At 68.7% G+C, this 18,742-nt stretch carries 16 protein-coding genes; 5 read left to right on the top strand and 11 right to left on the bottom strand.

The genetic code is table 11. The features are described from left to right. Positions 1-17: 17 nt before the first annotated feature. The 6 genes from ABC319_RS17040 to ABC319_RS17015 form a co-directional block, all read right to left on the bottom strand. Positions 18-2,948, bottom strand: a complete 2,931-nt coding sequence (locus tag ABC319_RS17040) for a TonB-dependent receptor (RefSeq protein ID WP_413071370.1) — start codon at positions 2,946-2,948, stop codon at positions 18-20. A gap of 217 nt (positions 2,949-3,165) precedes the next feature. Further along, on the bottom strand, positions 3,166-3,699 hold the full coding sequence (gene infC / locus ABC319_RS17035; RefSeq protein WP_413071369.1) for a translation initiation factor IF-3: 534 nt from the start codon (positions 3,697-3,699) through the stop codon (positions 3,166-3,168). A gap of 102 nt (positions 3,700-3,801) precedes the next feature. Continuing rightward, the gene (locus ABC319_RS17030; RefSeq protein ID WP_413071368.1) at positions 3,802-4,290 is read right to left on the bottom strand and encodes a hypothetical protein; all 489 of its coding nucleotides are present in this window, start codon (positions 4,288-4,290) and stop codon (positions 3,802-3,804) included. Continuing rightward, positions 4,290-5,246, bottom strand: a complete 957-nt coding sequence (locus tag ABC319_RS17025) for a hypothetical protein (protein WP_413071367.1) — start codon at positions 5,244-5,246, stop codon at positions 4,290-4,292. Before ABC319_RS17025 ends, ABC319_RS17030 begins: the two co-directional genes overlap by 1 nt. 104 nt (positions 5,247-5,350) lie before the next feature. Continuing rightward, a complete protein-coding gene (gene thrS, locus ABC319_RS17020; RefSeq protein WP_413071366.1) occupies positions 5,351-7,342 on the bottom strand; it encodes a threonine--tRNA ligase in 1,992 nt (663 codons plus the stop codon). 92 nt (positions 7,343-7,434) lie between these two features. After that, positions 7,435-8,250, bottom strand: coding sequence for an LD-carboxypeptidase (locus ABC319_RS17015; RefSeq protein WP_413071365.1), 816 nt, complete (start codon positions 8,248-8,250; stop codon positions 7,435-7,437). A gap of 50 nt (positions 8,251-8,300) precedes the next feature. Here ABC319_RS17015 and ABC319_RS17010 point away from each other — a divergent pair, with 50 nt between their 5' ends. The 4 genes from ABC319_RS17010 (at position 8,301) to ABC319_RS16995 (ending at position 11,780) form a co-directional block, all read left to right on the top strand. Beyond that, positions 8,301-9,716 (top strand): UDP-N-acetylmuramate--L-alanine ligase, encoded by a 1,416-nt coding sequence (locus tag ABC319_RS17010; RefSeq protein WP_413071364.1) that lies wholly within the window; start codon positions 8,301-8,303, stop codon positions 9,714-9,716. Then, positions 9,713-10,084, top strand: coding sequence for a YraN family protein (locus ABC319_RS17005; protein WP_413071363.1), 372 nt, complete (start codon positions 9,713-9,715; stop codon positions 10,082-10,084). The genes ABC319_RS17010 and ABC319_RS17005 overlap by 4 nt, the downstream gene beginning before the upstream one ends. 105 nt (positions 10,085-10,189) lie before the next feature. Continuing rightward, a complete protein-coding gene (gene gshB / locus ABC319_RS17000; protein ID WP_413071362.1) occupies positions 10,190-11,158 on the top strand; it encodes a glutathione synthase in 969 nt (322 codons plus the stop codon). 7 nt (positions 11,159-11,165) lie between these two features. Then, positions 11,166-11,780: a DedA family protein gene (locus tag ABC319_RS16995; RefSeq protein WP_413071361.1), complete on the top strand. Its 615-nt coding sequence runs from the start codon at positions 11,166-11,168 to the stop codon at positions 11,778-11,780. A gap of 107 nt (positions 11,781-11,887) precedes the next feature. On the opposite strand, the gene ABC319_RS16990 is transcribed toward ABC319_RS16995, so the two are convergent. Together ABC319_RS16990 and ABC319_RS16985 are read right to left on the bottom strand one after the other, a co-directional pair. Continuing rightward, the gene (locus ABC319_RS16990) at positions 11,888-12,781 is read right to left on the bottom strand and encodes a tyrosine-type recombinase/integrase (protein ID WP_413071360.1); all 894 of its coding nucleotides are present in this window, start codon (positions 12,779-12,781) and stop codon (positions 11,888-11,890) included. 49 nt (positions 12,782-12,830) lie between these two features. Beyond that, entirely contained in the window at positions 12,831-13,244 is a 414-nt protein-coding gene (locus ABC319_RS16985; RefSeq protein ID WP_413071359.1) for a Dabb family protein, read from the bottom strand. A 134-nt stretch (positions 13,245-13,378) separates the two neighbouring features. Between ABC319_RS16985 and ABC319_RS16980 the strand changes: the two genes are divergently transcribed. Next, positions 13,379-15,547: a primosomal protein N' gene (locus ABC319_RS16980; RefSeq protein WP_413071358.1), complete on the top strand. Its 2,169-nt coding sequence runs from the start codon at positions 13,379-13,381 to the stop codon at positions 15,545-15,547. A 371-nt stretch (positions 15,548-15,918) separates the two neighbouring features. Here the strand turns inward: ABC319_RS16980 and ABC319_RS16975 are convergent, their stop codons facing one another. From ABC319_RS16975 to atpD, 3 genes are all read right to left on the bottom strand, one after another. Continuing rightward, on the bottom strand, positions 15,919-16,743 hold the full coding sequence (locus ABC319_RS16975; RefSeq protein WP_413071357.1) for a hypothetical protein: 825 nt from the start codon (positions 16,741-16,743) through the stop codon (positions 15,919-15,921). 43 nt (positions 16,744-16,786) lie between these two features. Continuing rightward, positions 16,787-17,038 (bottom strand): ATP synthase F1 subunit epsilon, encoded by a 252-nt coding sequence (locus ABC319_RS16970; RefSeq protein ID WP_413071356.1) that lies wholly within the window; start codon positions 17,036-17,038, stop codon positions 16,787-16,789. A gap of 152 nt (positions 17,039-17,190) precedes the next feature. Next, on the bottom strand, positions 17,191-18,669 hold the full coding sequence (gene atpD / locus ABC319_RS16965; RefSeq protein WP_413071355.1) for a F0F1 ATP synthase subunit beta: 1,479 nt from the start codon (positions 18,667-18,669) through the stop codon (positions 17,191-17,193). Between the last annotated feature and the right edge of the window lie 73 nt (positions 18,670-18,742).

Below are 18,742 nucleotides of genomic sequence, written 5' to 3'. Positions count from 1 at the left end.
TGCCCCTTCGCGTACGATCAGAAGCGCGAGCGGAGCGTTACGCCGTAGGTGCGCGGCTCGGCCAGGAAGGACGAGTAGAGCGCGTTGCCGACCGAGCCGAACTGTTGCGTGTTGGCGATCGAGCCGGCACCCTGGAACGGGGTGTTGAAGGCGACCTGGATGTAGTCCTTGTTCAGCAGGTTCTGCGCCCAGAATTCCAGCGCCCACAGCTGGTCGCGGCCGCGCAGGCCGATGCGGGCGTTGACCAGGGCATAACCGTCCTGCTTCTTCTCGGGCGCCAGATCGGAACCGGTGTTGTAGTCCGAGGTCAGGCGGCTATCGACGTAGAACAGCGCCGACAGGCCGCCGGTGCCGATATCCGGCGTCCAGGCGAACGAGGTGGTCACCACGTTCTTGGGCGCATTCGACATCTGGCTGCCGGGCAGCAGGAACAGCGCCGGATCCAGCGCCTCGCCCGACGAGCTGCCGACCAGGTTGTTGCGGAAATGGGTGTCGGCATAGGTATAGCCGGCGGTGAAGGTGACGTTGCGCGCCGGGTTCATCGTCGCTTCCAGCTCGACGCCCTGCGAGATCACGCCCGCCCGGTCGGAATTGCCGGTGCACGCACCGGTGCCGGGAACGGCCGGCGCGTTGTCGCGGTCGGCACCGGCCAGGTTGGTGTCGCAGCCCTGGATGTTCTGGACGACGAAGATCGAGCCGTTGAAGGTGTTCAGCTGGAAATCGGTGAATTCCTGCCGGAACGCCGCGACGTTCAGGCTGAACGCGCCGCGGATGTTGAGCTTGGCGCCGATTTCATAGGCATCGACCTTCTCCGCGTCGAAGCGGAGGCCCGGTGCATCGGCGTTGGTCCGCGGCGAGAAGACGCCGTTGGGCCCGCCCAGGTCGGAGCGATCGAGGTTGTAGCCGCCGGCCTTGTACCCCTTGGCATAGGAGGCATAGGTCATCAGCTGCTGGACGGGCTTCCACGCCACCACGGCGGTGCCGGTGAACTCGCCGTCCTTGAACCCGTCGCGCAGGTTCAGGCCGTTCAGCAGGCTGGACGAGTTGCCCGTGCAGCTGAGCGTGACGATGCCGGCGAGATACTGGCGTGCCGCGGCGGGCACGGCAGCGTTCGCGATCAACGGCGACAGCGCCGCCTGCTGCTGGGGGCAAACAGTGTTGTTGTTGTTGAAGCTGGCGCGGAAATCCTTCTGCTCGTGCGTGTAGCGAAGGCCCAGCGTGACAGACAGCGTGTCGGTGACGTTGATGATGTTGTGGGTGAAGAACGCGTAGTTCTCGCTGTTCTGCCGGTAGATCGAGCCCGAGTCGCCGACGTTGTTGACGCCGCCGGTGCGGACGCCGTTGACCACCGTGCCGGAGAGGCGATCGAGCGCGTTCAGCACGGTGGTGCCGAGCGTGCCGAAGTTCGAGGCCAGCGCCTGACGCGCGGTCGCCCCGCCCAGCGCCGCGATCGGCGTGGTACCGAGGCAACCCGGGTTGTTCTGGTTCTGGAGGAACGCCGCCGGGTTGGCGGTGGCGACCAGGCGGCAGGCGGCGAACTGGCCGTATTGCGAGCCGAACACGATGTTGTCCGACAGCTTCAGCTTCTCCTTCGAGTAGAAGCCGCCGATCAGCCAGTCGAGCTTGCCGTCGAACAGCGAGCCGTTCAGCCGCAGTTCCTGGGTGAAGGTGTGAAACTGGCGATAGGCGTTGCCGTCGCCGGCGCGGTGGGTGAGGTCGACATTGGTGTAGTCGACGTCGCCGGCATTACCCGACTTGTACTCGCGGTACGCGGTGATCGAGGTGAGCGATGCGCCGCCCAGATCCCAGTCGAGCTGGCCCGAGCCACCGTAATCCTTGGTGAGATTGCGATAGGTCTGCCCCGGGGTGATCGCCACCTCGCGGCTGAAGGGATTGGCCTGCGTGCCGGCGAGCGGATAGGCGGCACCCTGGCGACGAAGGATGTCGACGATGCGGTTCGAGGAATTGAACTGGAACGCGCCGGTCGTGTTCACCGTGCTGCCATTGGCATTGGGGGTGACGACGGTGCCGGTCGGCACCTGCGTCTCGCGCTGGCTGTAGTAGACGGCGCCGCAGCAGCTCTCGTCACGGCGGGTATAGTCGCCGATCAGGCGCAGGCTGATCGCGTCGGTAGGCTTGAAGAGCAGCTGGCCGCGGACGAAGTAGCGGTCGCGGTCGTTGACCCGGCTCTCGCTGCCGCCGGCGGCGGTGACGTTGCGGTAGAAGCCGTCGCGTTTGTTGTAGACGCCGTCGACGCGGAAGGCGAGTGTGTCGCCGATCAGCGGGCCGGTGAGCCCGCCGACGAAGCGGTAATTGTCGTAATTGCCGTAGGTCGCCTCCGCGACGCCGCCGAATTTGAATTCCGGGCTGCGCGTGACGATGTTGATGAGGCCGGCCGACGCGTTGCGGCCGAACAGCGTCCCTTGCGGACCGCGCAGCACCTCGACCCGCTCGATCTCGCCCAGTTCGTTGAGCCCGACGCCGGTGCGGCTGCGGTAGACGCCGTCGATGAAGACCGCGACCGAGCTTTCCAGGCCGGGATTGTCGCCGACCGTGCCGATGCCGCGGATACGGGCCGACGCATTCGCCTCCGACCCCGTCGACGACACCAGCAGCGACGGGGCGAGCTGGTTGAGCGAGCGGATGTCATTGGCGCCGGTATTCTGCAACGCCTCCTGCGTCACGGCGCTGACGGCGATCGGAACGTCGCTGAGCGGGCTGGCGCGCCGGGTGGCGGTGACGATGATGTCACCGGCGCTGGTCGCCGCCTCCTCGCTGACTGCGGGCTCGCCGGCATTGGGCGAATTGGACTGAACGGCGCCGGCAGCGGTGCCCTGGCTCGGCACCTGCCGCTCCGCCCCCGTGGTGGGGGTAGGCTCTTGCGCTGCGGCCGGAGCCGTGAGGGCGATGGTGGCCGCAGCGGACAGCAGGTACGCGGTCAGTCGCATAATGGCATCTCTCCTTTTAGCCGATATCCTGTTTCGAATATCTGGTTTGCACCATCTAACGGCCAAATCAGGCGCGCGTCCACCATTTTTGAAGATCGACCATGTTCTTTCGTCGGTGTGTCGCCGTCCGGCAACATCGTGCAGCGCAACAAAGCCGGCGAGCCACGGGCTCACCGGCTTTGCAGGAAGGTCGAACGGTCCGGTCGACCGCCCGGATTTACTTGGGAGAGAGCACCATCAACATCTGACGGCCTTCCATCCGGGGATAGGCCTCGACCTTGGCGATCTCGGTCGTGTCCTGGGCGACGCGCTGGAGCACGGCCATGCCGAGCTGGCCGTGCGACAGCTCGCGACCGCGGAAGCGCAGGGTGACCTTCACCTTGTCGCCCTCCTCGATGAACTCGTGCACCTTCTTCATCTTGGTGTCGTAGTCGTGATCGTCGATATTCGGACGCATCTTGATCTCCTTGATCTCCTGCGTCTTCTGCGACTTGCGGGCGAGGTTCGCCTTCTTCTGCGCCTCGTACTTGAACTTGCCGACGTCGAGGAACTTGGCGACGGGCGGATCGGCGTTGGGCGACACCTCGACCAGATCCAGGCCGAGTTCCTGCGCCTGCGCCATCGCCTCGCGCGTGTACATCACGCCAAGGTTCTCACCCTCATGGTCGATCACGCGGACCTTGGGGCTGACGATCCACTCGTTGAAACGGGGACCATTCATTGGCGGCGCCTGGTTCGGCCGGCGCATCATGGGAGGACGTATGGGTATTGCTCCTGTGGTTATATCTCCACCGATATAGGGTATCGGCAGCGTGTTGGAAAGACGCGCCGCCGATCAACCGTCCACCGCGCGCTACAATGTGGAAAGCGTGCTCAGCGCCGGAGCGAAGAAATACTCGCCGCCGCGGTGACGGACGAACTCCGCGAAGGTCACCGGCGTCGTCGCGCCGCCGCGTTTTCCCCATGCACCGGGGATCGCGACGGGCAGTCCGGGATTGGTGCCGCGCTGGCCGATGATCGGATCACGGCCGGTGCCGGGCGCGACGAAATTGCCCTCGTTCGCCCAGCTCCGCTGGGTAAACTCGAACCCGGTCGCAAGGTCGCGGTGATAGGCCATGAACATCAGGCCGACATTGCCGGAAGGCTCGTCGGTGGGATTGGTCACCCTGTTGCGCCTGCCATAGGTCATCCCGCGTCGCGCCATGATATGCTGCCGCTCGCCGCTGTCATCGACGCCGCCGAACCGACGGCGGACATCGCCGCGCGGGTTGGTCTTGCGAATATGGGCGTGCATCGGACAGCGCAGCCCGTCCGGATCACCGGCATAGTCGAAATTGTTCATCACCGGATTGTCCCCGCCGGGGTTGCGCTGAAGAACGACCGGAGTGCCGTCCTCGAAACGGCCGACCAGCATCGCACCGGCGAGTTCGCCGAGCCCCGTCTCGCTGGCAAGGTCGCGCTCGATCCGTTGCTTGAAGGCAGCGACATCCTGCTCCAGCTTGCGAAACACGAAATAGCTGCCGAATGCCGTCGCCCTGGCGGCGGAAGGCGCGCCGGATCGGCGACCAGCACCTGACCGATCGGAAACTCCGGATTCCAGACGCTGATCCCGTCGCTCTCGTCCGCCTCGCGCCGGACGAGCTCTTTCAGCAGCAGCGGCTGGCTTCGACCGTCGACATAGCCGAAATGCTCGATCCCCTCGATCTTGCGGATCCCGCTCTCGTCCTTTCCGGCACTGCGAAAGATGGCGCGGCCGGTCTCCGTGACGACGATGGTGGCACGACCGGCGGCGAGATCGGTTACCTGCAGAACGGCGGCGTCGACTTCGCGCGACTTCCAGCTGGTCGCGCTGTCGGGCGCGCCGCCGATGAGTATCATCGCATGCAGCGGGTCGCGATAGGACGCTTCCAGATCGGCTGGCGGAGGATCGTTCAACAGCGCGCGCCGGGCCAACATCCCCTGATCGAAGGCGCCGCCGTCGGTCGGTTTCTTTGCGGCGACGCCGAGCGCGGCATAGCCGGCAGCGGACAGCATCAGGCCGAAGAATGCGCCAGCGGCCTTGCCCGTCGCGCGAAAAGCGCGGGCGTCGTCGAGCTGTCGCCACGCGGAGGTGATGAGCGGCGCCATGTCGCGCACGAAGGCACGGCCCCGTTCCGCATCGTCGAACCGAAGGAAGATATTGCGGGTCGCCTTGCGACCGTGGCCGTCGAGTATGTTGCCTTGCAGATCATCGAGCACCTTGCGCTGCTCGGCATCGGCCCTGGTCCATTCGAGCGACGATTTCAGATCGATGGCCACGATACCCTCCCCCTGATGATTCAAGAGGGGGCATCACGATCCCGAACCGGCCGAAACGCAAGAGATACGTGGCCGTTTCGGGACAAACCTGATCCGTTTCGGTCTTACCTGAGATCGGGCGGGGTCGCCTCGTCGCGGAGCATGGCGACGACTTCTGCCACCGTCGCGAAGGTCTGCGCCTGGCTGCCCAGGCGGCGGATGGCGACCTTGCCCTCCTCCGCCTCGCGCTTGCCGACCACCAGCAGTACCGGCACCTTGGCGACGGAGTGCTCGCGCACCTTGTAGTTGATCTTCTCGTTGCGCAGGTCCGTCTCGACGCGGATGCCCGCCTTGCGCAATTCGGCGGCGACCTGGTGGGCGTAGTCGTCGGCGTCGGAGACGATCGTTGCGACGACCGCCTGCACCGGCGACAGCCAGAGCGGGAAGCGGCCGGCGTGATGCTCGATCAGGATGCCGATGAAACGCTCGAACGTGCCCAGGATGGCGCGATGGAGCATGATCGGGCGATGGCGGTTGCCGTCCTCGCCGACATAGCTGGCATCCAGTCGCTCGGGCAGCACCGTGTCGGTCTGGATCGTGCCGACCTGCCACGTCCGCCCGATCGCGTCGGTCAGGTGGAATTCGAGCTTGGGCGCGTAGAAGGCGCCTTCGCCCGGCAGCTCCTCCCAGCCATATTCGGCGGTGTCGCGACCCGTGGCCTTCACCGCATCGCGCAGCGACTGCTCGGCCCAGTCCCACATCTCTTCGGAGCCGAAGCGCTTCTCGGGGCGGAGCGCCAGCTTGATCGCGTAGCTGTCGAAGCCGAGATGCTGGTAGACCGAATCGAGCAGCTCGCAGAACTTGCGGACCTCGTCGACCAGCTGATCCTCGCGGACGAAGATGTGGGCGTCGTCCTGCGTGAACTGGCGGACGCGCATGATGCCGTGCAGCGCGCCGTGCGGCTCGTTGCGGTGGCAGCAGCCGAATTCGGCCATGCGGATCGGCAGGTCGCGATAGCTCTTGATCCCCTGCTTGAAGATCAGGACGTGCGCCGGGCAATTCATCGGCTTCAGCGCCATCAGGTCGCCCTCACCCGACAGCACCGCGCCCTCGTCCTCGGTATTGGGCACCTCGTCGGGGACAACGAACATGTTCTCGCGGTACTTGCCCCAGTGGCCGGACTGCTCCCACTGGCGGGCGTCCATCAGCTGCGGGGTCTTCACCTCGTCATAGTCGGCCGCATCGAGTCGGCGGCGCATATACGCCTCCAGCTGGCGCCACAGGATGAAGCCCCTGGGGTGCCAGAAGACCGACCCCTGCGCCTCCGACTGGAGGTGGAACAGGTCCATCTCCTGCCCGATCTTGCGATGGTCGCGCTTGGCCGCCTCCTCCAGCATGAAGAGGTGCTGGTCGAGCTGCTTCTTGTTGAGCCAGCCGGTGCCGTAGATGCGGCTGAGCATCGCATTCTTCTGGTCGCCGCGCCAATAGGCGCCGGACACGCGCGTCAGTTTGAAGGCGTTGGGATCGAGCTTGCCGGTCGACACCATGTGCGGCCCGCGGCACATGTCGAGCCACTGGCCCTGACGATAGATCGTCAGTTCCTCGTTGTCGGGCAGTTCGGCGGCCCATTCGGCCTTGAACGTCTCGCCCTGCTGCCGCCACGTCTCGATCAGCTGCTCGCGGGTCCAGACTTCCCGCGTGAACGGCTCGTTGCGGGCGATGATCGCGCGCATTTCCGCCTCGATCGCGGGCAGGTCCTCCTCGGTGAAGGGGCGGTCCTTCGGTGCGAAGTCGTAGTAGAAGCCGTCGTCGGTCGCGGGGCCGAAGGTGATCTGCGTGCCGGGGAACAGGTGCTGCACCGCCTCCGCCATGACATGCGCCAGATCGTGGCGGACGAGCTCGAGCGCTTCGGCCTCGTCCTTCGCGGTGACGAGCGCGAGCTGCGTGTCGCCGTCGAACGGGCGGTTGAGGTCCCTCACCTGCCCGTCGATGCGGGCCGCCAGCGCCGCCTTGGCCAGACCGGGGCCGATCGCCGCGGCGACGTCCGCGGGGGTAGTCCCGGGCGCAACCTCGCGGACGGAGCCGTCGGGGAGCGTGATACGGAACATGGCGGACATGACGGACTTTCGAATGGCGGTGATGCACGGCTTATGCCGTCGCACCCGCCCTATAGACAAGCCGGCGCCCGCCCGTCATCCCCAAGCGCCGGTCACGCGATCCCGAACGGGACGACATGGTTGTCCTGCGTATGCCCGATCCGGGCGCGGCCGAGATAGGGCACGCCCATGTCGCGGCACCAGCGGTCCATCATGAACTCCAGCGTCTCGGCCCAGGGCGGGTCGTTCTCCTGCACGTCGTTGACGGCGCCGAGGCGGATCCCGGCGATCCCCTTCAGCTGGGTGGCGCCAGCGACGGTGAAGAGCATGCGGTCGACCGCGTAGAGCGGCTCCGACACCTCCTCGATCAGGAGGACGTGGTCGGTCAGGTCGGGCAGCCAGGGCGTGCCGACCAGTGCCGCCAGGATCGACAGGTTGAACGCCGCGGCAGGCCGGCCGGCAAGGTCGGGCTCCAGCCCCTGCCGATCGCCGCGCACCATCCAGCCGAGCGTCCGCGCGATGGTCGCGTCGCCGCCCTGCCGGTTGATGTCGGTCGCCATCGGCGCGTGGCACGGGCGGCCGAAGCGGCGGGCGTAGAGCGCGCCGAGCAGGAACCCCATGTCGGAATAGCCCGCATAGATCTTGCGTGCCGCGGCCGGGCCGAGTTCCGGCATCACCGCCGCCAGCAGGCGGTTCGAGCCGTAGCCGCCGCGCGCGAACCACACCGCGTCGTAGCCGGGATCGTTGGCGACCTGGAGGAAGGCGGCGGCGCGCACCGCATCCGATCCGGCGAAATGACCGGCGCTGTCGAAGCATTGCGGGTGGAAGACCAGATCGACCTCTGGATAGGCGATCGCTGTGAAGGCGCCGGCGCGCGCGGCGACGACCGGATCGATCGGCCTGCCGGGAGCCACCACGCCGATCTTCATGCCGCCCGCTCCGCCTTGCCCCGTCCGGGCGATGCCGATAGCGCGGCGGCATGGACCAGCGCAAACCCCTATTCCCCCGGCCGCTCTTCTTCGTCGGGATCGGCGGATCGGGGATGATGCCGCTGGCGATGATCGTCCGCGCGCGCGGCGGCACGGTGGCGGGATCGGATCGCGGACTGGACCAGGGCCGCACCGCGCCCAAGTTCGCCGCGCTGGAGGCGGCCGGCATCGCGCTGTTCGCGCAGGACGGCAGCGGCGTGACCGACGCGGACCAGCTGGTCGTCGCCTCCGCCGCGGTCGAGGACACGGTGCCCGACATCGTCGCCGCCGCCCGGCTGGGGTGCGAGCGGGTGCGCCGCGCCGACCTGCTCGCCGGGCTGTTCAATGCCGCCACGCTGCCGATCGGGGTGGCGGGGACCAGCGGCAAGTCCACCGTCACCGGCATGATCGGCTGGATCCTGCACGCCTGCGGCCGGGCGCCGACGGTGATGAACGGCGCGGTGATGAAGAACTTCGTGGCCGCCGACGCGCCGTTCGCCAGCGCGCTGGTCGGCGAGGGTGATGCCTTCGTCAGCGAGGTCGACGAGAGCGACGGATCGATCGCGCTGTACCGGCCGGCGGTGGCGGTGCTGAACAACGTGTCGCTGGACCACAAGGGGCTGGACGAGCTGCGCCAGCTGTTCGGCGACTTCGCCCGGCATGCGCGGCGGGTGGTGGCGAACGTCGGCGATGCCGAGACGGCGGCGCTGCTCGCCGGCCTGCCCGATGTGACGACCTTCGCGGTCGGGGAGCCAGCCGACCTCGCGGCGACGAATCTGCGCCCGGAGCCGTTCGCGATCGGGTTCGACCTGATCGTGCGCGGCGGCGAGGCCATCGCGGTGCGGCTGTCGGTGCCCGGACGGCACAATGTGTCGAACGCACTGGCCGCGATCGGCGCGTGCATGGCAGCCGGCGTTCCCGCCATCGACGCGGCGCGAGCGGTGGAGGGGTTTGTCGGGTTGCGCCGCCGGTTCGAGCTGGTCGGCGAGGCGGACGGCGTCGCGGTCATCGACGATTTCGGCCACAACCCGGACAAGATCGCCGCGACGCTCGACACGCTGCACGCGCATCCCGGCCGGCTGCTGATCCTGTTCCAGCCGCACGGATACGGCCCGCTGAAGCAGATGGGGCGCGAGCTGGCGCAGACCTTCGTCGAGCGGATGGCGCCGGGCGACGTGCTGGCGATGCCCGATCCGGCCTATTTCGGGGGAACGGTCGACCGGTCGGTCGGCAGCGAGACGGTCGTCGCCGCCGTGCGCGCGGGCGGTGGCGAGGCGCTGTACGTCGCCGATCGTGCCGACGCGGCGGCGCGGCTGGTCGCTATGGCGCGGCCGGGCGACCGCATCGTCGTGATGGGCGCGCGCGACGACACGCTGAGTGGCCTGGCGGCGGACATGCTGGAGACACTGGGCGGCGCCCGCGCGTGACCCGCCCCCGGCCGACGGAGGCGCGGCGGATCGCCGAGGAGGCCGGGCGACGGGGCGAGCGGCTGGCGGGATGGTGGCTGCGGCTGAAGGGCTGGCGCATCCTCGACCGGCGGGTGCGGACGCCGGCGGGCGAAGTGGATATCGTCGCGCGCAAGGGATCGCTGGTCGCCTTTGTCGAAGTGAAGGCGCGGAAGTCGGCCGCCGAGCTGGACTGGGCGATCGACGCACGGCGGCTGGCGCGGGCGGCGGCGGCGGCGGAGGTGCTGATGCCGCGCTATGCCGGGCCGGGCGACGACATCCGCGTCGACGTGATCCTGATCGCCCCGGGCAGCCGGCCGCGGCATATCGAGAATGCGTGGATGCCGTGAGGGCGGGTGACAGGGCCGCACCGTATCCGTAAGGCCCGTCGCCCAGACCGTCGCTCCCGCACGGGCGAGCGCGACGGACCAAGAATGATGCCGGAAGGATCGACCATGACGCTGACCGTCGCCGTCCAGATGGACCCGCTAGAATCGATCAACATCGCGGGCGATTCGAGCTTCGCGCTGATGCTGGCGGCACAGGCGCGGGGGCACCGGCTGTTCCATTACGATGCCACGGGGCTGAACTGGTCCGACGGGCGGCTGTGGACCGCCGCACGGCCGGTGACGGTGCAGCGGGTGGCGGGCGACCATTTCGCGGCGGGCGAGCCGGCATCGCTGGACCTGGGCGAGGAGGTGGACGTCGTGCTGATGCGGCAGGATCCGCCGTTCGACCTGGGCTATATCACCGCCACCCACCTGCTGGAGCGGATCGCCGACCGGACGCTGGTGGTCAACAATCCACGCAGCGTGCGCAACGCGCCCGAGAAGGTGTTCGTCCTCGATTACCCGCAGTTCATGCCGCCGACGCTGGTGACCCGTTCGCTGGACGAGGCGCGGGCGTTCCTGAGGCAGCACGGGGCGATCGTGGTGAAGCCGCTGCACGGCAATGGCGGCAAGGCGATCTTTCGCGTCGGGCCGGAGGGCGAGAACCTGTCGGCGCTGATCGAGGTATTCAACCAGACCTGGCGCGAACCGCATATGGTGCAGGCGTTCCTGCCGGCGGTGGCGAAGGGCGACAAGCGGATCGTGCTGGTCGACGGCGAGGTGGCGGGCGCGATCAACCGGCTGCCCGGCGAGGGCGAGTTCCGGTCGAACCTGGCGGTGGGCGGATCGGCGGAGAAGACGCTGCTGACCGAACGCGAGCAGGAGATCTGCGCGGTGCTGGGCCCCGAGCTGAAGCGGCGCGGGCTGCTGTTCGTCGGCATCGACGTGATCGGCGGCGAGTGGCTGACCGAGATCAACGTCACCAGCCCGACCGGGATCGTCGCGATCGAGCGGTTCGACGGCACCGACGTGGCGGGCATGATCTGGGACGCGATTGAGAAGCAGGTCGGAGAGAAGGCGGGCGAGCGGCGTTGAGCCGCGCATGACTTCCTTCATCGTCGAGCTGATCGCCCGGGGCGGCTATTTCGGCATCTTCCTGTTGATGGCGCTGGAGAACATCGTCCCCCCCGTCCCGTCCGAGGTCATCATGGGACTTGGCGGGATGGCGGTGGCGCGCGGGCAGATGGACCTGTGGTGGCTGGTAGGCGCCGGCACGGCGGGCACGGTGGCCGGCAACTACTTCTGGTACGCGGTCGGGCGGCGCTTCGGCTATCAGGGACTGCGGCCGTTCGTCGACCGCTGGGGCCGGTGGCTGACGGTGGAGTGGGAGGATGTCGAGCACATCACCCGCTTCTTCCACGATCGCGGCGGATGGGTCGTCTTCGTGTTCCGGTTCATGCCGACGTTCCGGACGATGGTGTCGCTGCCCGCGGGCATGTCGGCGATGCCGCGCTGGCGGTTCCTGCTGTGGACGGCAGCCGGATCGGCGATCTGGAACACCGCGCTGGCCGCCGCCGGACTGTTCCTGGACCGGCGGTTCGCGGAGCTGGACCGCTATGTCGGGCCGGCCGCCATCGCGCTGAGCGTGGCGATCGTGATTTTCTATATATACCGGGTGGTTACGTGGAAGCCGCGGGCGGAGCGCGCCGGAAGGTAAGGCTAAGGTAAGGCATAGATCATGTCGTCACGGCGGCTGCGATGCCACGACGGCGGCGGAGAGAAAGGGCGGCAGCCGGGATACCAAAGCCCCGCGTTGTAGGACAGTCAGGCGCGCGGATGGGCGTGGCGGTACACGTCGAGCAGATGGGCGGCATCGACCGCGGTGTAGATCTGGGTCGAGCCGAGGCTGGCATGGCCGAGCAGTTCCTGAAGCGAGCGCAGGTCGGCGCCGCGGCCGAGCAGGTGGGTGGCGAAGCTGTGGCGCAGCGCGTGCGGCGTCGTCCGTTCCCCCAGCCCCAGACCGGTGCGGGCGATGCGCACCGCGCGGCGGATGATCGCGGCGTCAAGGGGCCCGCCCCTCGCCCCGCGGAACAGCGGCTCGTCGCGGCCGACCGGCCAGGGGCAGGCGTCGACATACGCCTCGATCGCGGTGCGGACCTGCGGCAGGAGCGGCACGATGCGGGTCTTCGCACGCTTGCCGGTCACGACCAGCGTGTCCCCCAGCGGCAGCGCGGCGCCGGTGATCGCCATCGCCTCGCCGATGCGCAGCCCCGCGCCGTAGAGCAGCATCAGCACCGCCCAGTCGCGCGCCGCCAGCCACGGCTCACGCGCATCGTCGACCACCTGTTCGGCCAGCGCGATGACGTCACCGGGTGCGATCGGGCGCGGGATCGAGCGGGGGCGGCGTGGCCCCTTCAACCGGGGGGCGGACGCACCGGCGAAGGCGAGGAAGCCGCGGATCGCCGACAGCTCGCGCGCGGCCGAGGCATTGCCGAGCCCGTCGGCACGACGGTGGGCGAGATAGGCGCGCAGATCGGCCGCGGCCAGCGCGGCCAGCCCTGCCCGCTCGACCTCCCCTCCCCAATGGTCGGCCAGGAACGCGAGCAGGCGGTCGGCGGTGGCGTGGTACGCCCGCACGGTATGCGCCGAGCGCCGCCGATCCCGTGCGAGATGCGCGGCCCAGTCAGCGGCGAGCGGGTGCGGAAGGCGGGCGGTCACGACGCCGCCTCGATACCCGCCGGCGTTCGCATCGCGCCGCCGTCGCGCATCACACGTCGATGCTGTCGTACACCACCACCCGTTCCCACAGGTCGCCGCAGGTGGCGACGAAGCGCTGGTGGATGGGGTGATCCTGATACCGGGCCTGATCGGCGACGGTGTCGAACATCATCAGTTCCGATACCGCATAGCTGCTGTCGACGACCGAGCGATCCTCCGTGGGGGCGGGGACGCCGATGCGCAGCTCGCGGATCTCGGGAATGGCGCGCAGGGTCTGCAGCCCGGCGATCAGCCGGTCGCGGTCGGCGGTGCTGGCGGGGTTCTTCAGCCAGAAGAAGACGTGGTGGATCATTCGCTTCCTGTCGGTGCGGGGGGCAACGGGCGCGGCCGCGAGTGGAGCGGAACCGGCGCCCAGGCCGAGCAGCGCGAGCAGGCCGATCCAGCTTCGACGGTCGACGATCACGATATCCCTTTCATTTCAATGGCGGCGGCCGCGAGCCTGCCACGGCGGCGACCGGTTGGCCAGCCGCCGCCGATGCCGCGCATACCGCACGCCGGCTTTCCCCCGCCGCCCGATCGCCCCATATGGGCGCCACGATGTCGCGTGCCCGTGTCCTGATCCTGAATGCCGCGCTGGGGCCGCTCGACTACCGCGTGCCGCACGGGATGGCGGTCGAGCCGGGATCGATCGTGGTGGCGCCGCTGGGGCCGCGCCAGCTGCTGGGGGTGGTGTGGGAACCCGAGTACATGCCCTCCGACGCGGAGGTCGGCGATAACCGGCTGCGCCCGCTGCTGGCGGTGGCGGCGGTGCCGCCGCTGGGCGCGGCGCTGCGCCGGCTGGTGGAGTGGACGGCGGCCTATTACCTGGCGCCACCGGCCGCGGTGCTGCGCATGTGCCTGTCGTCCACCTCCGCGCTGGAGGGGGCGCGCAGCGTCACCGAATATCGCGCGACGGGCGAGGTGCCGGAGCGACTGACCCCGCAGCGGGCGCAGGCGCTGGAGCGGATCGGCGACCGCCAGGGCCTGATCCGCGAACTGGCGACGACGGCGGACGTGTCGGACGCGGTGATCCGCGGACTGGTGAAGACCGGCGCGCTGGAGGGCGTGGAGGTCGATATCGACAGCCCCTTCCCCTTCCCCGATCCGGATCACGGCGTGCCGATGCTGTCGGCGGAACAGCGCGCGGCGGCGGACACGCTGGTGGCGGGAGTGGCGGCCCGCAATTTCGCGCCGACGCTGCTCGACGGGGTGACCGGATCGGGCAAGACCGAGGTCTATTTCGAGGCGGTGGCGCAGGCGATCCGCGACGGCCGCCAGACGATCGTGCTGCTGCCCGAGATCGCGCTGACCGAGCCGTTCCTGAAGCGGTTCCACGACCGGTTCGGGTGCGAGCCGGTGGCGTGGCATTCCGGCCTGCCATCGAGCCAGCGGCGCCGCGCATGGCGGGCGATCGCCGGCGGCGAGGCGCTGGTGACCGTGGGCGCGCGATCGGCGCTGTTCCTGCCGTACCGCAACCTGGGGCTGATCGTGGTCGACGAGGCGCACGAGACGAGCTTCAAGCAGGAGGACGGCGTCCATTACCACGCGCGCGACGTGGCGGTGATGCGCGGCAAGTTCGAGGAATGCCCGGTGATCCTGGCGAGCGCGACCCCGGCGATCGAGACGCGCCAGCAGGTCGCGCTGGGCCGCTATGCCGAGGTGCAGCTGCCCGGCCGTTACGGCGCGGCGGAGATGCCGACGATCGAGGCGGTCGACCTGATCGCGACCCCGCCGGAGCGCGGCCGGTGGCTGGCGCCCAAGATCGTCGCGGGGCTGCGCGAACGGCTGGAGAAGCGCGAGCAGTCGCTGCTGTTCCTGAACCGGCGCGGCTATGCGCCGCTGACGCTGTGCCGGACGTGCGGGCACCGGTTCCAGTGTCCCAATTGCACCGCGTGGATGGTCGAGCACCGGCTGACGCGGCGGCTGGCCTGCCACCACTGCGGCCATGTGATGCCGACGCCGCGCGCCTGCCCGGAGTGCAAGGCGGAGGATTCGCTGGTCGCGTGCGGCCCGGGCGTGGAGCGGATCGCCGACGAGGTGGCGCTGCTGTTCCCCGACGCGAAGACCGCGGTGGTCACCAGCGACACGATCTGGTCGCCGGCCAAGGCGGCGGAGTTCGTCGGCCGGATGGAGGCGGGCGATATCGACATCGTCGTCGGCACGCAGCTGGTGACCAAGGGATATCACTTCCCCAACCTGACGCTGGTCGGGGTGGTCGATGCCGATCTGGGACTGGAGGGCGGCGACCTGCGCGCGGCGGAGCGGACGTTCCAGCAGATCCGGCAGGTATCGGGACGCGCCGGCCGGGGCGCCAAGCCGGGGCATGTGCTGATCCAGACCCACTCGCCGGGCGCCCAGGTGATGCGCGCGCTGGTGACCGGGGACGCGGACGAGTTCTACGCCGCGGAAACGGAGGCACGGCGCGAGGCCGGGGCGCCGCCGTTCGGGCGCTATGCGGCGATCATCGTGTCGTCGGAGGACCGCGCCTGCGCGCACGAGACGGCGCTGCTGGTCGGCCGGTCGGCGCCGCGCGTCGAGGGAATGGCGGTGTATGGACCCGCGCCGGCGCCGCTGGCGATGCTGCGCGGGCGGCACCGGTACCGACTGCTGGTCCATGCGCGGCGTGCGCTGGACGTGCAGGACGTGATCCGCGACTGGCTGGGCGCGCTGGAATGGAGTGCGAAGGCGCGGGTGGCGGTGGACGTCGACCCGTACAGTTTTCTGTAGGGTCGACGACGGTCGACGCCATACGGACCGCATGCTCCCCGATCCGGGCAGGGCCGCCCCGCAAACGCTAAAGTCGCTGTCGATCAGCTTCATCCAGTCGTCATCCCGGACTTGATCCGGGATCCCGCTGGACGCCGGACAAGCGGGACCCTGGATCAAGTCCGGGGTGACGATCCTGTTGACCAGGCCTGATCGAAATCCACTCTAGAGTGCGATTCACCTGGGATGAGGCACCACCCCGGCGAAGGCCGGGGTCCAGTCAGGATGGCCGGCTTGACGATGCGCAACGCCTCTCTCTGCCGCCCCTCCGCTGGACCCCGGCGAAAGCCGGGGTGGTCGCTGTGAGTGGTTCAGCCTGGATGGATCACACCCTAGAGGATCGGCTTGCCGCCGCCGTCGCGGGCCGCCTTGATCGATGCCGCGTTGAGGCCGGCCAGCCATTTGTCGCGCTTCTCGGCCATGTCGAGCATGCGGACCTGATCGACCAGCAACAGGGTGGCGTTGGCGACGAGACCGGTCGACCGGACGGGTACCGCGTAGCTGGCGATGAGGCCCGAGGCGCAGTGCGCGTGTGGCGCCAGCGGGGTCAGGTCCTCCGGCGGGGCGTTTCCGTTCAGGCCGGCGAGGCGGGGTACCCGCACCTTCGCGCCGATGGCGTCGCTTGCCGTGGTGACGTTCATCGCGACGACGCAAGGGTTGGGGTAGCTGCTGGGCAACGAGGCCAGCGCATTCCAGATGTTGCGCCGGGTTTTGCCCGACTTGTCCCACTGGACGTATTGCTCGATCCGCGGCTGGTCGGTGCGGTAATAGGTTTCGTTGCCTGCCTTTTCCTTGACGGCCGCGCGGTAGCTGTCGACCGTCGGCGAGGTGCCGGCCTTGTAGTCGATCGATCGCCAGATCAGGAAGGCGTGCGGCTCGGACGGGGGTTCGTCGAAACGGACGACCACCGTTTCCGTGGAGCCGGGGCCATCCTTCTCGGCGCGGATCGCCTGGACATATTCGCGATCGGGGGCGAGGCGGTAGGTGCTGGTCGCCCGCGCCGTTCGGAAACCCTGCCGCGCCAGTGCGGCTTCCACCTCCGCGAGCGACTGGCCGATGGTTACGCCCGCATTGTCGAAGGCGGCGACGTTCTGGGCGATGGCCGACGGCGCCGCCATCAGCAGGCACGACACCGCAACGACCGTTCCGACCCGCATCCCCGCTTCCCCCGTCGCCGATCGGGCGCGTGGCCCGTCGGGATCAGTCTGCGTGTTCGGCGAGGACGGTCAAGCCCTTGTCGCTGACCTCGGCGAAACCTCCGCGAATGGCGACCGATTCGGGCGCCGACCCTTGCGAGCGCTGGACGAGCAGCTGGCCGTCGCGGATCGTCGACATGAAGGGGGCGTGGCCCTCCAGCACGGCGAAATCGCCCTCGGTGCCGGGGACGGTGACCATGTAGACATCCTCCGAACGGAGGAGCTTTTCGGGCGTGACGAGTTCGAAGTGGAGCATCTGGCGACACCTGCTCCCCTCCCGTCTGCGGGAGGGGCTGGGGGAGGGAAAAGGAGGGTGAGCCGCATGCGGCACTCCCCTCCCCTAACCCCTCCCGCAAGCGGGAGGGGAATTTTTCCAGCGCCCCTCCCGCTTGCGGGAGGGATCGGGGCTTACGCTTCCTGCGCCAGCTTCTCGGCCTTGGCCACCGCCTCGTCGATGCCGCCGACCATGTAGAAGGCGCTTTCCGGCAGATGGTCGTAGTCGCCGTTGACGACGCCCTTGAAGCTGCGGATCGTGTCCTCGATCTGGACGAACTTGCCGGCGATGCCGGTGAAGACCTCGGCGACGTGGAACGGCTGCGACAGGAAGCGCTGGATCTTGCGGGCGCGCTGCACGGTCAGCTTATCCTCTTCGGACAGCTCGTCCATGCCCAGGATCGCGATGATGTCCTGCAGCGACTTGTAGCGCTGGAGCAGCGACTGGACGGCGCGGGCCGTGTCGTAATGCTCCTGGCCGACGATGCGCGGCTCGAGCACGCGGCTCGTCGAGTCGAGCGGATCGACCGCCGGGTAGATGCCCAGCTCCGAGATCGCGCGGTTGAGCACGGTCGTCGCATCGAGATGGGCGAACGAGGTCGCGGGGGCCGGATCGGTCAGATCGTCCGCGGGAACGTAGACGGCCTGAACCGAGGTGATCGACCCCTTGTTGGTCGAGGTGATCCGCTCCTGAAGGGCGCCCATGTCGGTCGACAGCGTCGGCTGGTAGCCCACGGCCGACGGGATGCGGCCGAGCAGCGCCGACACCTCTGCACCCGCCTGCGTGAAGCGGAAGATGTTGTCGACGAAGAACAGCACGTCCTGCCCCTCCTGATCGCGGAAATATTCCGCGATGGTCAGGCCCGACAGCGCAACGCGGGCGCGGGCGCCCGGCGGCTCGTTCATCTGGCCGAACACCAGCGCGACCTTCGAGCCCTCGCTGATCGGCTCGCCCGCCTCGTTCTTGGCGATGACGCCCGCATCGAGGAACTCGTGGTAGAGGTCGTTGCCCTCGCGCGTGCGCTCGCCGACGCCGGCGAACACCGAGGTGCCGCCGTGACCCTTGGCGATGTTGTTGATCAGCTCCTGGATCAGCACGGTCTTGCCGACGCCGGCGCCGCCGAACAGGCCGATCTTGCCGCCCTTCGCATAGGGGGCGAGCAGATCGATGACCTTGATGCCGGTGACCAAGATCGCGCTCTCGGTCGACTGATCGACGAATAGCGGCGCGGGGGCGTGGATCGGGCTGCGCAGGTCGGTTGCGACCGGGCCGCGCTCGTCGATCGGCTCGCCGATGACGTTCATGATGCGGCCGAGCGTCGCCGGGCCGACCGGAACGCTGATCTGCGCGCCGGTGTCGTTGACGTTCTGGCCGCGGGTCAGCCCCTCGGTCGCGTCCATCGCGATCGTGCGGACCGTGTTCTCGCCCAGATGCTGCGCGACTTCGAGCACCAGCTTGTTGCCGTTGTTGCTGGTCTCAAGCGCCGACAGGATCGCCGGCAGACGGTCGGGGAAATACACGTCGACGACGGCGCCGATCACCTGGCTGATCGTGCCGACGTTGTTGGTGGCGCCCGTGGTGGCGGGGCGGATGTCTTCAGCGGCGGTTGCCATCGTTTCCTACCTTCTAATGTGTCCCCGCGAAGGCGGGGACCCAGTCCTGGGCTCCCGCCTTCGCGGGAGCACA

This window comes from Sphingomonas phoenicis (assembly GCF_047238005.1).
Classification (GTDB): Bacteria; Pseudomonadota; Alphaproteobacteria; order Sphingomonadales; family Sphingomonadaceae; genus Sphingomonas.
This window is presented reverse-complemented; position numbering and strand designations above follow the sequence as displayed.

What these genes read in the sequence shown, in the direction of transcription:
- ABC319_RS17040 (WP_413071370.1), bottom strand. Translation starts at nt 2,948, where the DNA reads ATGCGACTGACCGCGTACCTGCTGTCCGCTGCGGCCACCATCGCCCTC.
- infC (WP_413071369.1), bottom strand. Translation starts at nt 3,699, where the DNA reads ATGATGCGCCGGCCGAACCAGGCGCCGCCAATGAATGGTCCCCGTTTC.
- ABC319_RS17030 (WP_413071368.1), bottom strand. Translation starts at nt 4,290, where the DNA reads ATGAACAATTTCGACTATGCCGGTGATCCGGACGGGCTGCGCTGTCCG.
- thrS (WP_413071366.1), bottom strand. Translation starts at nt 7,342, where the DNA reads ATGTCCGCCATGTTCCGTATCACGCTCCCCGACGGCTCCGTCCGCGAG.
- ABC319_RS17015 (WP_413071365.1), bottom strand. Translation starts at nt 8,250, where the DNA reads ATGAAGATCGGCGTGGTGGCTCCCGGCAGGCCGATCGATCCGGTCGTC.
- ABC319_RS17010 (WP_413071364.1), top strand. Translation starts at nt 8,301, where the DNA reads ATGGACCAGCGCAAACCCCTATTCCCCCGGCCGCTCTTCTTCGTCGGG.
- gshB (WP_413071362.1), top strand. Translation starts at nt 10,190, where the DNA reads ATGACGCTGACCGTCGCCGTCCAGATGGACCCGCTAGAATCGATCAAC.
- ABC319_RS16995 (WP_413071361.1), top strand. Translation starts at nt 11,166, where the DNA reads ATGACTTCCTTCATCGTCGAGCTGATCGCCCGGGGCGGCTATTTCGGC.
- ABC319_RS16980 (WP_413071358.1), top strand. Translation starts at nt 13,379, where the DNA reads ATGTCGCGTGCCCGTGTCCTGATCCTGAATGCCGCGCTGGGGCCGCTC.
- ABC319_RS16975 (WP_413071357.1), bottom strand. Translation starts at nt 16,743, where the DNA reads ATGCGGGTCGGAACGGTCGTTGCGGTGTCGTGCCTGCTGATGGCGGCG.
- ABC319_RS16970 (WP_413071356.1), bottom strand. Translation starts at nt 17,038, where the DNA reads ATGCTCCACTTCGAACTCGTCACGCCCGAAAAGCTCCTCCGTTCGGAG.
- atpD (WP_413071355.1), bottom strand. Translation starts at nt 18,669, where the DNA reads ATGGCAACCGCCGCTGAAGACATCCGCCCCGCCACCACGGGCGCCACC.